General features: G+C 61.3%; 17 protein-coding genes. All 17 read right to left on the bottom strand.

The window, feature by feature from the left end; translation table 11 throughout:
• Window positions 1-7: 7 nt before the first annotated feature.
• The gene (raiA, locus tag AB1805_12065; protein ID MEW5746158.1) at window positions 8-526 is read right to left on the bottom strand and encodes a ribosome-associated translation inhibitor RaiA; all 519 of its coding nucleotides are present in this window, start codon (window positions 524-526) and stop codon (window positions 8-10) included.
• A gap of 38 nt (window positions 527-564) precedes the next feature.
• A complete protein-coding gene (rpoN, locus tag AB1805_12070) occupies window positions 565-2,013 on the bottom strand; it encodes an RNA polymerase factor sigma-54 (protein ID MEW5746159.1) in 1,449 nt (482 codons plus the stop codon).
• The gene (lptB, locus tag AB1805_12075) at window positions 2,013-2,801 is read right to left on the bottom strand and encodes an LPS export ABC transporter ATP-binding protein (GenBank protein ID MEW5746160.1); all 789 of its coding nucleotides are present in this window, start codon (window positions 2,799-2,801) and stop codon (window positions 2,013-2,015) included. The genes rpoN and lptB overlap by 1 nt, the downstream gene beginning before the upstream one ends.
• 35 nt (window positions 2,802-2,836) lie before the next feature.
• Window positions 2,837-3,397, bottom strand: a complete 561-nt coding sequence (locus AB1805_12080) for an LptA/OstA family protein (GenBank protein ID MEW5746161.1) — start codon at window positions 3,395-3,397, stop codon at window positions 2,837-2,839.
• Window positions 3,387-3,893, bottom strand: a complete 507-nt coding sequence (gene lptC / locus AB1805_12085; protein ID MEW5746162.1) for an LPS export ABC transporter periplasmic protein LptC — start codon at window positions 3,891-3,893, stop codon at window positions 3,387-3,389. The genes AB1805_12080 and lptC overlap by 11 nt, the downstream gene beginning before the upstream one ends.
• Before the next feature lie 221 nt (window positions 3,894-4,114).
• Window positions 4,115-4,957 carry a shikimate dehydrogenase gene (locus tag AB1805_12090; GenBank protein MEW5746163.1) on the bottom strand — a complete coding sequence of 281 codons (843 nt, stop codon included), beginning with the start codon at window positions 4,955-4,957 and terminating at the stop codon, window positions 4,115-4,117.
• A gap of 12 nt (window positions 4,958-4,969) precedes the next feature.
• On the bottom strand, window positions 4,970-6,277 hold the full coding sequence (locus tag AB1805_12095; protein ID MEW5746164.1) for a DUF512 domain-containing protein: 1,308 nt from the start codon (window positions 6,275-6,277) through the stop codon (window positions 4,970-4,972).
• Window positions 6,261-6,800 carry a CDP-alcohol phosphatidyltransferase family protein gene (locus AB1805_12100; GenBank protein MEW5746165.1) on the bottom strand — a complete coding sequence of 180 codons (540 nt, stop codon included), beginning with the start codon at window positions 6,798-6,800 and terminating at the stop codon, window positions 6,261-6,263. Before AB1805_12100 ends, AB1805_12095 begins: the two co-directional genes overlap by 17 nt.
• 12 nt (window positions 6,801-6,812) lie before the next feature.
• A complete protein-coding gene (locus AB1805_12105) occupies window positions 6,813-7,907 on the bottom strand; it encodes a tetratricopeptide repeat protein (protein MEW5746166.1) in 1,095 nt (364 codons plus the stop codon).
• Window positions 7,908-7,932: 25 nt separating this feature from the next.
• Window positions 7,933-8,592, bottom strand: a complete 660-nt coding sequence (rpe, locus tag AB1805_12110) for a ribulose-phosphate 3-epimerase (GenBank protein ID MEW5746167.1) — start codon at window positions 8,590-8,592, stop codon at window positions 7,933-7,935.
• Window positions 8,589-9,167, bottom strand: coding sequence for a PASTA domain-containing protein (locus tag AB1805_12115; GenBank protein ID MEW5746168.1), 579 nt, complete (start codon window positions 9,165-9,167; stop codon window positions 8,589-8,591). Before AB1805_12115 ends, rpe begins: the two co-directional genes overlap by 4 nt.
• Window positions 9,168-9,222: 55 nt before the next feature.
• Window positions 9,223-10,593 carry a 16S rRNA (cytosine(967)-C(5))-methyltransferase RsmB gene (rsmB, locus tag AB1805_12120; GenBank protein MEW5746169.1) on the bottom strand — a complete coding sequence of 457 codons (1,371 nt, stop codon included), beginning with the start codon at window positions 10,591-10,593 and terminating at the stop codon, window positions 9,223-9,225.
• 129 nt (window positions 10,594-10,722) lie between these two features.
• A complete protein-coding gene (locus AB1805_12125) occupies window positions 10,723-11,253 on the bottom strand; it encodes a DUF116 domain-containing protein (protein ID MEW5746170.1) in 531 nt (176 codons plus the stop codon).
• Window positions 11,237-12,160: a methionyl-tRNA formyltransferase gene (fmt, locus tag AB1805_12130; GenBank protein ID MEW5746171.1), complete on the bottom strand. Its 924-nt coding sequence runs from the start codon at window positions 12,158-12,160 to the stop codon at window positions 11,237-11,239. Before fmt ends, AB1805_12125 begins: the two co-directional genes overlap by 17 nt.
• 49 nt (window positions 12,161-12,209) lie before the next feature.
• Complete coding sequence (def, locus tag AB1805_12135; GenBank protein MEW5746172.1) at window positions 12,210-12,728, bottom strand: peptide deformylase; 519 nt, start codon at window positions 12,726-12,728, stop codon at window positions 12,210-12,212.
• 147 nt (window positions 12,729-12,875) lie between these two features.
• Window positions 12,876-14,099, bottom strand: coding sequence for an isoprenylcysteine carboxylmethyltransferase family protein (locus AB1805_12140; protein MEW5746173.1), 1,224 nt, complete (start codon window positions 14,097-14,099; stop codon window positions 12,876-12,878).
• A 372-nt stretch (window positions 14,100-14,471) separates the two neighbouring features.
• The gene (locus tag AB1805_12145; protein MEW5746174.1) at window positions 14,472-15,674 is read right to left on the bottom strand and encodes a methionine adenosyltransferase; all 1,203 of its coding nucleotides are present in this window, start codon (window positions 15,672-15,674) and stop codon (window positions 14,472-14,474) included.
• Window positions 15,675-15,689: the final 15 nt, after the last annotated feature.

The raw sequence follows: 15,689 nt of genomic DNA on the forward strand, positions 1-15,689 counted from the left end.
TAAACGGCTACTTGACCGGCTCTATCAGGCCGTAGTTGCCGTCATCCCGGCGGTAGACGACATTGATGTCGCCGCTCTTCTCATTGGTGAATACGAAGAAGTCCTTGTCGAGCAGCTCCATCTGGTGGACCGCCTCTTCGGAGCTCATGGGCTTCATATCGAACCGCTTGTGCTTGATGATCCGTCCGCCTTCCTCTGCCCGCGGCGCAGGCGCTTCGGCGGCCCGCTTCTCGCCTTTGCGGTAGTCGTGGTGCTTCTCCTTGTATTTCTTGACCTGCTTCTCGAGCTTTTCGACGACCTCGTCGATGGCGGAATAGACTTCGCCGGTGACGCTCTCGGCCTGGATCAGGACGCCGTTCACCTTGAGCAGCACCTCGGCCTTATGGCGGTATTTCTCGACGCTCAGGGTCACCACCGCCTCGCCGATATTCGCCAGGAACTTGTCGAACTTGCCGATCTTCTCTTCGGCATAGCTCTTCAGGGCAGGGGTTATCTCAAGATGACGACCGTTGACAATCACATTCATACGCTCTCCTCCGTCTCGTATAGGTTATATAGCGGTGCTCATTCGAATCGTTTGCGCTGGTTCTGCGGAGGGATCTTCAGCTCCTCACGGTACTTGGCGACCGTCCTCCGTGCGATGGTGATGTTCTGCTCCTTCAGTTTATCCACGATCATCTGGTCGCTGAGCGGCTTCTTCGGGTCCTCCTCCGTCACGATCTTCCTGATCAGGTCCTTGACCAGGGTGGACGAGACATCCCCGGCCTCGGACTGAATCGCGCTGCTGAAGAAGAACCTGAAGCTGTAGACGCCGTGATCGCAGGCGAGGTACTTGTTCGAGGTCACCCTGCTGATCGTGCTTTCGTGCATCGCGATGTCCATGGCGACATCCTTGAGGTTCAGCGGCTTCAACTCCTGCATGCCCCGCTCGAAAAAGTCCCGCTGGAACTTGAGGATGCTCTCGGAGACTTTATAGATGGTCTTGTTCCGCTGGTCGAGGCTCTTGATCAGCTCCGTTGCGCGGCGGAGCTTGTCCTTCAGGAACTCCCGCTCCTCACGGGTGAGCGACTCCTTCTTGAGGAGCAGCTTCCGGTAGCTGTTGTTGAGGCTGAGACGGGGCATGCCGTCCTCGTTGAGGATGATCTGGTAGCCCTCGTCGGTCTTGCTTATGTAGACGTCGGGCACGACGTAGTTCGCCTCGGTGCTCGTAAAGCTCCTGCCCGGACGGGGCTCGAGGCCCTCGATGATCTTCACCGCGGCCATCACGTCGTCCATGGTAGAGCTGTACTGCTTTATGATGCTGGTGTACCGCTTCTTCTGGAGGTCTTCCATGTTGTTGGCGACGATCCTGTCGACGAGGCTGCCGGTCAGGTTGAGCGCTGCGAGCTGGAGCTGCAGGCACTCCCGCAGGTCTTTCGCCCCGACGCCCGGGGGATCGAAGGTCTGGACGAGGGCGATCGCCTGCCTGACGGCGTCGTCCGGGGCTCCGAGGGACGCGGCCAATTCATCCTCGGTGGCCCTCAGGTAGCCGTCCTCGTCGATATTGCCGATGACCGCCTCGGCGACCATCCTGATCGAATCCTCGGCGCTGCAGAGCCGCAGCTGCCAGAGGAGGTGGTCGTACAGGTCGGGCCTTTTCGAATAGAAGAGCTCATACGAAGGCTGCTCCTCCATGCCCGGCGTAAAGTACCCCAGGTCCCTTCCGTCGCTGCTCCGCTCGTCGAAGTAGTCGTCGACGCTGAAGCCGGTGATGTTCTCGAAGGATATCTCCGCGTCCTCGGAGACCGCATCCGGGGCGTTCCCTTCCTCGGGATACTCGTCCATATCGGGCATGTCAGGGATATCGGGCTCCTCGAACGCCTCCTCGAGAAAGGGGTTCTCGACGAGTTCCTGGTTCAGGACCTGGGCGAGCTCGAGCTGGGGCATCTGCAGCAGCTTGATCGCCTGCTGGAGCTGCGGCGTAAGGATGAGCTTCTGGCTGAGCTTTAAGTCTAATCTATTTTCTAAGGCCATTACAGTTTGAATTCCTCCCCGAGATACGCTTCCCTCACGGACGGATTGGTAATAAGGTCGGCGGGAGCTCCTTCGGCCAGGATCGAGCCGCCGCTGATTATATACGCCCTGTCCGTTATGGACAGCGTCTCTCTGACGTTATGGTCGGTTATGAGAATGCCCAACCCTTTCGATTTCAAATACGTAAGCATCTTCTTCAGTTCGACGATGGCGAGGGGATCGATGCCGGCGAACGGCTCGTCGAAGAGCATGAACGTCGGCTTCACTGCGATCGCCCGGGCTATCTCGGCCCTCCTCCGCTCGCCGCCCGAAAGCCGGTAGCCGTCCCGGTCAGCGAACTCGGTGAGGTTGAACTCTTCGAGAAGGCGGTCCACCTCCTGCTCGATATCCGGTTCGGTTCCGGGAGGCGCCTCTCCTCCGCTCTTCCCCTGCTGCCGGCCGTTGCCGGACCGTTCAGAGGAACGCTTGATCTCGAGCACCGCCTTCAGGTTCTCTCTCACCGTCAGCTTTCTGAATATCGAAGGCTCCTGGGGCAGATACCCCATCCCCTTCAGCGCCCGCCGATACATGGGGAGGCCTTTGATGTCCTCGTCATCGAGCACGATATCGCCCTGCTCGGGCCGTATCATGCCGACGATCATATAGAAGGTCGTCGTCTTGCCCGCGCCGTTGGGACCCAGCAGGCCGACGATCTCGCCGGTCGAGAGGGAGAGCGTGATATCTTTCACGACCTGCCTCTTGCCGTAGGTCTTCGCAAGACCTCTCATCTCAAGCGTATGGCGCTGCATCGTTGCCGTACTGCCGCTCCGGCGCGGGGGAGGGCTCACCGCGGGGGAGAGTGCTTCTTCCGCGCGTCGCCTCCGTCCTTTCTCTCGACCAGGAAGACTTTGCTGTTCTCGACAACCGAGTTGTCGCTGCTCATATAATAGGTCATTTTGGTGCCGGTCACCACATTCTCCCCCTCAGAGGCGCGCGGCTCCCCGGTAAAGACGACATGCTCTTCGGGAGCGGCGAAATACGTGGCGGCCCGGGAGGTGACCACCCGCGCTCCCCTGACGAGCTTGACATTGCCCTCCGCATCGATCTTCTTGATATTGCTGCCGCCCCTCTCTTCCGAATAAGAGACGAGCATCTTGTCCGCGAAGAGCGTCATGTCTCCCTTCTTCGCGACCACGTTCACTTCGAAGAGCGCTGTCTTCGCCGTATTATCCGTGGTCAGCCTCTCCGAGGTGATGACCGTGGGCTCCTTGGCGGCCGCCTTCTTCGTCTCGGCAAATGAGGGGAGTGCCGGGAGAAGGCAGAGGACAGCAGCGAGCAGTGCGACAACGCCGCTCATGCCGTTCTTTTTCTGGCGGGTACCGTACATGGTATCTCTACTTTCCATAAAAAATCGCTTTCACGTTGCTGTTCAGCGTCGCCTTGTCCGTGGTGGCGACCATGGAATCCCCCTCGACATGGAACTTCTTCCCGACGATATGGACCGTGTCATCGGAAAAGAGCTCGTTGCGCGACGCATCCCAGAAGAGGGTCTCGGCCACGATATCGTAGTTCTTGCCGGCCGCCTTTATATTCTTTTCTATCTTCAGGTCGCGCTGCTCGATGTGGTAGGTGCCGTTGTCAGAAGTGAGGGTGAGCTCTTTTTCCGGAAACGTTATATTCACCTGCGCCAGGGCGACCTCGTTGTCAGTAACGAAGACGGCCTTCTTCGAGCTCAGGGTCCACTTGGTAGCGCCGTCTTTCTTCTGGACGATCGTCACCTCGTCCATATACGAGTTATCGCCGAGCTTCACCTTTGTCTTGAGCGCTCCCTCTCTCTCCGAAAACAGGGCCAAAACGACAAAAAAAAGGACGGCAACGACTAAAAACACCGTTTTTTTCATATAAAAATATTAACACAGTGGTCAAGTCTTGTAAAGGCAAATAACATGCCAACTCGCGTTCATCGCGTTCATCGCGTAAAAGTATGGTATTTCGGAGCTAGCCGCTTCACGATAACTGACCCGATTACCACCGTACTCTTGCGCGACAAACGCTACAACGCTATGGACGCGACAAACGCAATAACGCTATAAACGCGATGAACGCTATAACGCGATAAACGCTATGGACGCGACGAGCGCTGTATCGCTGCGCGCATCACCTCGACCGGGGGGCGGAGCCCTGTCCACAGCTCGAAGGCGTAGACGCCCTGCCAGAGGAGCATGCCGAGGCCGTCGAGGGTGGCGCAGCCCCGCTCTGCGGCCTCGCGGAGGAGCGGGGTCCGCTTATAGATCAGATCGCAGACGACGTGATGTCCTGTCAGCATCGTCACCTCCAAGGGAAGGGGGTCGTCGGGAGAGAGCCCCAGCGGCGTCGTGTTGATGACGATATCCAGCGACGCCATCACCTCTTTACTCCCGAGCGCATCGCTGTCGACGACCGACACATTTCCCCTGAGCGTGTTCAGGCTCCCGGCGAGCGATACCGCCCTCTCCCGGCGCCTGTTATAGAGATAAACTGCCGCCGCTTCCCTGCAGAGGTAATAACCGACCGCGCGGGCAGCGCCGCCCGCGCCGACCATGAGTATCCGCTTGCCGGCAGGATCGATGCCCGCCTCTGCCAGGGACTGCATGAACCCCCTGCCGTCGGTATTGAAGCCCCGCACCACACCGTCGTCGTTCACCACGGTATTTACCGCGCCGATGAACGACGCCTCCTCGCCGACCTCATCCAGGAAAGGGATGACGCGCTCTTTGTGGGGGACCGTCACATTGACCCCGCGAATCCGGAGCGCCCTGACCCCTTTGACCGCGTCCTCGAGCCGCTCGGGGCTCACGGAAAAGGGGACATAACAGTAGTCGAGCCCCAGGTGCTCGAAGGCCGCGTTATGCATGGCCGGCGAGAGGCTGTGCTCTACCGGGAACCCGAATATGCCGGTGATCCGTGTCGTCCCTCGTATGCTCATGGTATCCCCCTTTTACCTCGACAGCTCCGCGATCGCATCGACGAGCCCTTTCGGCGTCGACTCCACGACCACCGCCTTCGCGCCGAGGAGGTGCTCTATATCCTCTCTGGTCACCTCGTCGAGAAAGACCTCGTCCCCCTCTCTCATGACAATGTCGGGGATGAGCAGCACGTCGTCCCTGTGCACCAGCCCCGAGAGCGCCTTGATGACATCCCGCCCGGTGAGGAGCCCGGTCACGGTCACCCGCGGGCCGAAGAACGTATTCTCGACGGGAACGGCGTCGATCTCGACGCCGCCCTTTCTCAGCCTGTTCACGAGCTTCATGAGATAGGGATGGAACGATACGCCGGTGACGGTGACCAGCCGCTGCTTCGGCGCGGAAGAGGGCGCCTTGACCCGTCGCAGCTGGTGCAGGAACAGCGGCGTCATGCCCACGCCGTTCTCGATCTGGGGCAGGTCTCCGTAGTCGGCGAGGGGAGGGAAATCCCGCTCCCCCTTGATGTAGAGCTCGTCCGCGCCGTAGACAACGCACTCGCCATGCTTTCTCTTGAACCTGGTCTGGAACTTATGGATGATGTCGAGCGCGGCGAGGGCATCGTCGCGCTCCACCGGCCGCAGCGCCTTCTTCCGGTGCGCCGTCAGTCCGACCGGCACGACGGCAATGGACATGATGTAGGGATAGAACCGGTAGAGATCGGCTATGGTCCTGGCGAGGTGCTTCCCGTCGTTGTACCCGGGACAGAGCACGATCTGGGTATGCATCCTGATCTTCCGGCCTGCAAAGAACTTGATCTCCCGCATGATCGGCGCTGCCTGCTGGTTGCCGAGCAGGAGATTCCTCGTCGCCGTATCCGTGGAGTGGACCGAGAGATAGAGCGGACTGAGCCGCTGCTCGACGATCCGCTCCCTGTCTTCCGCCGAGAGATTGGTGAGCGTCACATAATTGCCGTAGAGAAAGGACATGCGGTAATCGTCATCCCTCAGGTAGAGCGGCCTCCGCATTCCCCGGGGGAGCTGGGAGACGAAACAGAAGACGCAGTTGTTCTTGCAGGCCCGCGTCTTGAAGGGTTTGAGGACGATCCCCAGCTCTCCGGGGCTCCGGTCCGCGGGGACCGCGGCAAGGGAGCACCGCTTGTCCTTTCTCATGACGAGGAACTCTCCCCCGGGCTCGGCGCCGCAGAACATCACATCGATGGCGTCCCGTATCTTATGCCCGTTGACGGCGACGAGCCGGTCGCCGGGCACGAGGCCCGAACGGTCGGCGATGCTGCCCGGCTCGACCGCCTCTATCTCGATGCCGTTATCATTTTTCCGCTGCATGCTTCAGTCCTCTGAAAATATACTGGAGCCCCGAAACGATCGTCAGCAGGGCGACGGTCCAGAACATCCAGCCCTGCGGCTCCGGCAGCGCGGGCACCGTGACCGAGAAGAGGGTGTAGGCGATCAGCAGCAGCTGCCCGGCGATGGCCGACTTGCCGATGAACGAGGGCTCCACCTTCGTCGTATCGTAGAGCAGGTAGAAGAGAAACCATCCCACGACGACGATCAGGTCGCGGCTGATAACCGCGATGGTGACCCAGAGGGGGATCCATCCATACACCGCAAAGAGAATGAAGGAGGTCACGAGAAGGATTTTATCGGCGAGCGGATCGAGAAACGCGCCGAGGGCGCTCTTCTGGTCCGTCAGCCGCGCCAGGAGGCCGTCGAGCATATCCGAAACGCTCGCGGCGATGAAGAGCGCGAGCGCGTAATTATAGCGCCGGTAGATGAGCGCCGTAACGAAAACGGGCAGGATAACGATCCTGACGAACGTAATGAGGTTGGGTATGGTCAGAATAGTCATGGCCGCGCTTCATTACGGGATGTTGAAGGGTATCGAGGGAGCGGGCAGCTCGACCTCCCTCTTCCGGTAGCAGGGCGTCTTCGGCGAGCGCATGCCATTGCCGTCGACGACCGCCAGGAGAGCATCGGCGTGGCACTGTTCGAGCTTGAAGCCGTGCCTGGCGGCGCTTGCGGCAGCGGCGAGCATCTTTTTCCGCGCTGCCCCGGTCTTTCCCTCCATGAAAAGCAGCTCGCCGAGAGCGAGGTCGCAGTAGACGATCCCCCGGGGGTCCTTCGTCATCCTGAAGTTCCGGAGCGCCTTCTGGATAGAGGAGCGCGCCTTCGCGCTCTCTCCCTTCATCTTGTAGAGCGTCGCGATGCTCCACAGGGTGTACGAATAGCTCACCCGGTCGCCGATCTTCTCGTAGAGCCGCGTCGCCTTGCTGAAGTGCCTCATCGCATCCGCATACCGGTGGAGCATGCGGTAGGCGTTGCCGATGCCGCAATGCGAGTAGGCGGCGCCGAAGGTGTCCTTCTGGGCCCTGAACATGCTGTTCGCCTGCCGATAGTAGGAGAGCGAGACTTCGGATTTTCCGGCGATCCGGTGCGTGCCCCCCAGCCCGCAGAGCGCATACGCCATTCCCGAATCAAAGCAGAGGGAGGAGAAGAGATCGCGCGACTCCTCGAACCGCTCTATCGCCTTCCCGATATCCCCGGCCACGCGCAGCGCGCCGGCCTCGGCCCAGAGCGAGAAGGCCACCCCTTTCGTGTCGTTCTCTTTGCGGTAGGTCTTGCGGGCCGTGGTGATGAACCGCACCGCCTCTTTCCACATCCCGATAGCCCGCAGCGAAAGGCCCATGCCCACCATGCAGTCGGCAGCGGTCAGCCTGTTGCCCAGGGCCTCGGACGATTCGAGGGCCTCCTCATAGTGCCGGATCGCGAGATCGAAATCGCCGGTCATCCGGGAGATATCGGCGATCGCGAGCGTAGCGTCGAGGACACCGTCCAGGTGATGGTGCCGCTTGCTGAGCGACAGCGCGCGGCGAAAGCGCTTCAGGGCCTCCTTGTAGGCGGCGCGCTCGCGCAAGCTTTCGGCTTCTCTTATCAAGGCGTAGATTTTTTCTTCCATTCGGTTTCCTTTATCTTTTCCGGAGCTACAGTCCGTTCAGGGTCTCCCTGAGCTCCCGCATCAGGCCCCTGTAGTCGTCGGCGTGAAAAAAGGCGGAGCCCATCACCAGGATGTCCGCGCCTGCTGCCGCGACCTCCCGCGCATTGTCGGGCTTCACCCCGCCGTCCACCTCGATGAGCGCCGTGCCGCCGCGCTCCCTCACGGCGGCCTTCAGCGCCGTTATCTTGCCGAGCACGAAGGGAATGAACTTCTGCCCTCCGAATCCCGGGTTTACCGACATGAGGAGCACCATATCGAGATCGGCGAGGATATGGTCGAGGCTGGCGAGCGGCGTCGCCGGGTTCAGCGATACGCCTGCCTTGACGCCGCTCTCCTTGATCCGCTGGACGGTCCGGTGGAGGTGAACGCTCGCCTCGACATGGACCGTCAGGTAGTCGGCCCCGGCAGCGACGAAGTCTCCCAGGTACTTGTCCGGGTTCTCGATCATGAGATGCACGTCGAGCGGCATGCTCGTCATCGTGCGGATGCCCTCGACCACGGCAGGCCCGATCGTGATGTTCGGCACAAAATGGCCGTCCATGATATCCAGGTGGAGCAGGTCCGCACCCGAGGCCTCCACCGCCTCGATCTCGGCGCCGAGCCGCATGAAATCGGCGGACAGAATGGATGGCGCGATCTTGATCACCGTTCCTCCTTGTTCGCTTCTGTCTTGGGTATCGCCTGCTCGGCAGGCGTCGCCTTCGCTGCGGGGGGCTCCGGGGCATCGCCGAGGCTGACGATCACGCTGAAGAGATCGCCGCCTCCCTCGTTCGATTCAGGCCGCTGCGCAAGGATGATGTTCCGGGGCGTCCTGTCCGAGTGGACATAGATGACCCTCCCGATCCTGATGCCCTTGCCGCTCAGGAGCGACTCGGCCCGTTCGAGAGGCTGCCCCACAACGTCAGGCACATATTGTACCCTCGGGCCCTTGCTCAGCACAATCCCGATCTCCCGTCCCGACTTGACCTTGCTCCCGGGAGGAATGTCCTGCCGCAGGATGTCCCCCTGGTGGACATAGGAGTCGTAATCCTCTCCCTCGAGCCGGAGGTAGAGGCCTTTGTTGCGGAGGAGCTCGTTCGCCTCGATCATTCCCTTTGCCCGCAGGTCCGGCACGGCAACGGTCCTGCTGAAGCTGAGCAGCTTGAAGGTAATATGGCCGGAGGCGATGCCGAGGACGAGCAGGATGGTGAGGTACAGCGGTATCGTTATTAACTTCCTCATGTATCCTTGATGCAGCACTGCTCAGGCCCGCGCTGCTCTCCTGGTCTCTCTCTTTTCAGGCCCTTCTCAGCCGGGCAGCGAAGAAGCCGTCCATCTCGTGCCGGTGGGGAAAGGTCCGGTAGAAAACACGCCCCGAATCCATGACCTCAAAGGGCCGCAAGAACTCATAGTCGCCCTTTATAATACTAAAATCCGGCGACTTCTGTAAAAACGCCCCGATGACCTCCTCCCCCTCTTCCGGCTCGGTGGAGCAGACGGCGTAGACCATGGTCCCCCCTGCTCGCAGCAGGCGGGAGACCGAGAGCAGCAGCTCGAGCTGCCGCTCTTTGAACCGTCCGAGATCGCCTCTCTGGTGGCGGTACTTCACGTCCGGGTTCCTCCGGATCACCCCCAGGGATGAACAGGGCGCATCGAGGAGAATCCGATCGAAGCAGCCGAGCTCCGCCCCGGTCAGCTCGTTCGCATCGCGGTGCAGTATCCGCACCGACCTGATCCCCAGCCGCGTTATGTTCTCTTCGAGCTGCGGCAGCCGCTTCGCTTCGGCCTCGACCGCCACCACCTCTCCCCGGTCTCCCATCAGCCGGGCGAGGTGCGTGGTCTTCCCTCCCGGCGCAGCAGCCGCGTCGAGCACCCGCTCCCCGGGCGACGGATTGAGGAGATAGCCGACGAGCTGCGCTGCTTCGTCCTGCACGACAAAAGGGAAGTCCACCGCCTCCGACAGCTCGCTCACCGAATGCAGCTCATTCAGGGTGATGCCTGCGGGAGAGAAGCGGGTCGGGTGCGCCGCTATCCTTTTTTCTGCCAGGAGCTGCAAGGCCCGCTCGCGCGCGCCCTCGCCGTCCACCCGTATGGTGAGCGGCGGCACTTCGTTATTCTTCCGCGCGAGGCCGAGCGCCTCATCGGCGCCGAACCGCGCCGCCCACCGCTTCACGAGCCAGCGCGGATGGGAGGTGATAAGGGAGATATAATCGACCGGGTCGTCCTGCGGCGGTTCAGCCATCGCCTCTCTCGCCCGCAGGAAGCTCCTCAGCACCCCGTTGACCAGCGCCTCCCTTCCCGTGCGGTTCTTCTCGATCTCCACCGCTTCGTTCACCACCGCCCACTCGGGCACACGCATCGAGTGCAGCTGGTAGACAGCGAGACGCAGATTGTTCCGGGTCACCGGGGACAGCCCCGTCGGTTTTCTCAGAAAAGGGGCGAGCAGCCAGTCGAGGTAGTCGCGGTTGCGGAGGACGCCGTACACCAGCTCCATGAGGAACGACCGCTCCCGCCGGTCGAGCCCCTCTCCCGTCTCGTCGAGCGCCTCCTTCGGTTTCCGGGCCCTGTCGAATACGGCGTGGAGGACGAGCACCGCCTTTTCCCGCGTCGAGGAAGCAGCGGTATTCTCCGCCGTTTTCCCGGGCTTCCCGGGCTTCTCAGCCTTCACTGTCCGCTTATATCTCTTCCTCTGCAGAACCATGTTTGTACCCTATTACCACAAACAACAACGTCGGTGAGAGGGGGCGGGGAATGGTACGCGAGCGGTATGGTGAGCTTGCAGGAGGACATTGTGTTTTTACCGGTCACGTCCGAAGAAGGTGATCGCCTCTTTCACCCGCTCGAGGTCGACGCGCGTGTTGCGGCAGGGACCGAAGGGCCGCTCGTTCGGTATGCCGAGCACCGGGAGCGGGTAGGTGTCGACGATGCCGCTGCTCAGGTCGCGTTCGCAGGCGACGGCGATGATGGCCTCGGGTCTGATATCGCTCACGATCCGCCGCGCGAGGTTTCCCCCGGTGGCGACGAAGAGCTTCAGGTCGTATTCCTCCGCGATCCGGAGCAGGTCGCTGATCTCGCAGCGGCCGCAGCGCTTGCAGTTGCGGATGTCGTTCGTGATGCGCACATCGCACTCGTTCACCTGCAGGCAGTGCGGCAGCAGGAGCAGCAGCCGCTTGGTCCGGTACCGCTCGGGCTCGGCCCTGATGAGCCGGTTGTTGAGGTCGATCACCACCCGCTGAAGACGCTCTTTCCGGTCCTTGAAAAAAGCCCCGGCGAGCATCAGCAGGGGATAGAGCACCTTCAGCACCACGCCCCTAAGAAAAGGTCTCATGTCCCTCTCGCAAACGCCTGCCCGCGATGAACGCCTCCGCAGGCATCGCCTTTTTCCCTTCCGGCTGGAGCATCTCGATCTTCAGGAGTCCCTTCCCGGCGCCGACGATCAGCTCTCCCCGTGAGGCCTTCTCGATGCGTCCCGGCACACCGCTGCCCTCGACCGGCCGCGCCCTGGTGATCTTTATCATTTCATCATTAAGATACGTGAACGCCGAAGGCCAGGGATACATGCCCCTCACGAAATTGGAGAGCTCTTCCGCGCTCCGGCTCCAGTCGACCCTGCCCTCCTCTTTCCGGAGGGGCGGCGCGTAGGTAGCCTCCCCGGTCTGGGGGACAGGGGTTATGGTACCGGCCCTCAGACCCCTGATCGTCTCGATCAGGGTCTTCGCCCCGAGCTCGGCCAGCTTCGCGAAGAGCGTCTCGGTCGTATCGTCGCGGGTAAGGGGAATCTCCGCGCGGAGCAGCATGTCGCCCGTATCCATGCCGGTATCCATGAGCATCGTCGTGACGCCGGTTACCGTATCGCCGTTGAGGATCGCCCGTTGAATCGGCGCCGCGCCGCGGTAGCGGGGGAGGAGCGAGCCGTGGACGTTGATGCAGCCGCGCTCCGGCAGGGCGAGTATCTCTTTCGGCAGGATCTTTCCGTAGGCGACGACGACGATAAACTCGGGAGCGATCTCCCGGAGCAGGGCGTAGAACTCCTCGTTCCTGATCTTCGCGGGCTGGGCCACCCTGATGCCGTGTTTCAGGCTGAGCTCCTTGACCGGCGGCGAAGAGAGCTGGTGTCCGCGGCCCTTCACCTTGTCGGGCTGGGTGACCACGAGGGCCACCTGTTCTCCCGCATCGATAAGCGCCTGGAGCGAGGGGACGGCGAAGGCGGGAGTGCCGAAGAAGATCAATGCCACGGGATCATCACCTTTTCCGGCTCATCGTTCGGCTCCCATGGTCGGGCCTCTACGCCTTGAGCTGCGCTTCCTTGAGGGCTTTGAAGTACCGCTTCTTGAAGAACTCTCTCTTGATGGAGCTGAGCCGGTCGACGATCAGCACGCCTTCGAGGTGGTCGATCTCGTGCTGCAGCGCTATGGCGAGCAGTCCCTCGGCTTCGAACTGGAGGGGCGCGCCGTTTCTGTCGAGGGCTTTTACGACGACTCTCCCGGCCCGCTTTATGGTTACCAGGTGGCCGGGGATGCTGAGGCAGCCCTCTTCGGAGTCGACGAAGTCGTCGGCCTCGACGATCTCGGGATTGACGAGGACCATCAGCGGATGCTTCTCGTCCCGCGTGCTCACATCGAGGACAATAAGCCGTTTCGATACGCCGACCTGCGGCGCTGCAAGGCCGACGCCAGGGGCAGCGTACATCGTCTCGACCATATCGTCGATGAGCCGCTGCAGATCGCCGTCCATATTTTTTACCGGGAGCGCCTTGCCCTTCAAAACGTCGTCAGGGTAGGTTTTGATCTCTAGAACTGCCATGTGAAATTATACCACACCATCAAAATGCAAAACCGTAATGCGTAATCCGTAACGCGTAACGGGTACAAAGAAAATAGAATAAAAGCCTGGATAAAATTAGGCGGTTACTGATTACGCGTCACGCGTTACGGCTTTTCGAATTTGTCGTTAGAAGGTCGGCATCGGCGTCGCGCCCCATTCATTGTAGCCGGAGGTGACCACGACGGCTATGATCTCGCGGGTGTCTGCATCCACATCCACCAGCAGCTCGGGCTCTCTCTTCACTCCCACGGCGAGGAGGGCGTCGCGGCCGACAGGGTCCCCGCTGCCGTCGGTGACCTTGACGAAGATGAAGCGCTCCACTTCGATGCGCCACTCTTCGGCTTCAGCGCCGATGAGCCCGAAGAACCTGAAGAAAAGCCTGAAGAACCTCCCGAGACCGCCCGGGGGATGGGTCTTCTGCCATTCCAGGATGTCGGGGAAGCTCCTGATGAACTCGTCCGAGAACCTCCTCTTCTCTTCGGTGACGAGGGCGTTCAGAAAATAGTCCCCGGGGATCAGGTAGGCGAGGTTCACCCGGCGCTCTTTTGCGAGGAATTCCCGCACGCGCGCGTCGGCAATAACCTTCTCGTAGAGCCCCCTCACCTCCGCCTGCGGACGCGGGAAGACGGGGATAACGGTCTCCCGGTCGATCGCGACCTTCGGCACCTGGGCAACGGCATACGTCCGTACTCCCCAGGCGAGCGCGACCGACAGGACGAGCGCTGCGGCATAGGCGGCGAGAATGCCGGCCCAGCGGGGGGATATCCAGCCGAAGAGCGCCCGGAAGACCTTCCCGCCCGGCTCGCCGGGAAGGAACATCGGCGTCCTCGCCATATACTCTTCATACGAGACGCCGAACCTGTGGCGCATGCGCGACTCCTCGTGCCGGGCGAGGAGGTAATAGACGAAGAGCATCGTTATGTAGAGGATGAGGACAATGAACCGCGGCCAGTAGATGAGCAGGCCGAAGCCGGAGATCGCGAGGAAGAGATACTGGGGATGGCGGATGTACGAGTACATCCATCCCTTGAGCACCCCCCGCTTGACGAGCTTGACGTAGTAGAGCGGGAGAGCGGTCAGCAGGAAGAGCGCCAGCCCCGCGATGAAGAGGATCTGGAGGTAGAGGATGCCGGCGATCACCGGGTCGTTGGTGAAGACCATGTGGGGGAGAAAGAATTCGGTGGTCCATGCCGTCAGGGGAGAGGAGGCGAGGAGCCCGAGGAGCGGCGCATAGACCGAATAGAAGTAGACCGCGAAGGGGCTGATCATGATGAGGATCTCGAAGGTGATGAGGAGATATGCCGCTATGGTGCCTGCCAGGACATAGTGCTGCGATCTCTTGGTCGTCATTGTTGCCCCCGTTTTATCTGCATAGTGAGCGGGGAAAGAGGCGGAGAATAGTACGCTCGCATACCATTCCCCGCCCCTCTCCCAGGGCTCGGTGTATTAGCGATTCTGAATATATTTAAGTATACGATCTTGAAACATCGAATATAAGAGGGGGCATACACAAATCGTAGCGTAAAGGGAATGCAGCCAGGGCAAACGCACCGAAGAGGAAAGGGACCGAGGCGGGGCATTTGCGCTCATTCTCGACGGGCATCCGGCCCGTCTCCGAGGCGGGTCAGCCCGCTCCGCCTTCCATGGCTCCGCTCGGGCTGCCCATGCCGCTCCAAATGCTCCGCCTCGGTCCCTTTCCTCCATGCGGCTGCCCTGCAGGGTTCAGCAGACGGGGTATTTGCCTTTGCTGAGGTCGCTGCAGAGCCTGCTTATCCCTGCGAGCTCGCTCCGGAAGAGCTCCTCGGCTCTCTTCCTCACATCGCCGAGCGTCCTCCCTTTCTCGGGGAGTATCTGGGCCGCAGCGGTCTGGGGCCGGTCGATGGGCGTGCCGATCCTGCTCAGGAGGAGGACATACACCTCCCGAATGCCCTCGATCTTTTCGTAGAGCTCCCGCGCGATCTTGTGGGCGAGGACGTTGTAGATCTTTCCGACATGGCTCACCGGGTTCTTTCCCGCCGCTGCCTCGGTGCCGAGGGGCCGGTTCAGGGAGATGAGCCCGTTCACGCGGTTCCCGCGGCCCACCTGGCCTGAATCCGCATCTTCCGCCGAGGTGCCGAGGAGGCTCAGATAGACGCCGCCCAATCCCCTCCCTTGTTCGTCGAGGGTGTTGCAGTGCACGGTTATCCGCTTGAAGCCCTCCACGCCTGCAAGGAACCGTTTCATCTCGTCGAGGATGATCTCCTTGCGGGCGAAGTAGTCGTCTTCCGATCGCAGGTAACCGGCGATGAGCGGCATCGCGACGGTGAGGTCGAGCGCCTTTCCCTCCCGCAGTCCCATCACCTTGATATCCTCTCCGGTGTCGGGATAGCGCGCCTTGAACCGCCTGGAGTTGAGGTACCGTTCGAGATCGAGCACCACCCGCTCCGCAGGGCTCAGCGGGTAGTAGCCGACCGCGGCAGAAGTGTCGTTGGCCGCCCTGACCTTGCCGCGGCGCTGGAAGATATCGGTCAGCTCTTCCGAGCCCGGGGCGAGGACCACCCGGTACTTCATGTGGCGCACGGGATCGATGCGGGGCATGTTCCGCTTGAGCCACTGTTGAGCGGCGTCGATGGCGATGTCGGCGACAGGGATCTTCTTGCCGCCGACGCCGAAGGTCGCCCGGTCGCCGATAGTGAGCTCCATCGGCTTGACGATCCTGCCGCCGCCGAAGCGCTTCTCCGCCCTGCCTGCCGCAAGGAGCCCTTTATCGATATTATGATGGAGGACGGTGCCGAATTCTTTCAGGTAGGTCTGGGAGAGGGCGACCGAGATCGCGTCCATGAGGCAGTCGCACATATAATCGGGATGCCCCGTGCCTTTGCGCTCGACGATCTCGACCCGATGATCCGCGACCGCAGTTCCCCTGAAGGTCTCGATGCTGATCATAGTTACAGTTTATCA

Source organism: Nitrospirota bacterium (genome assembly GCA_040752355.1).
Taxonomy (GTDB): Bacteria; Nitrospirota; Thermodesulfovibrionia; order Thermodesulfovibrionales; family Dissulfurispiraceae; genus JBFMCP01.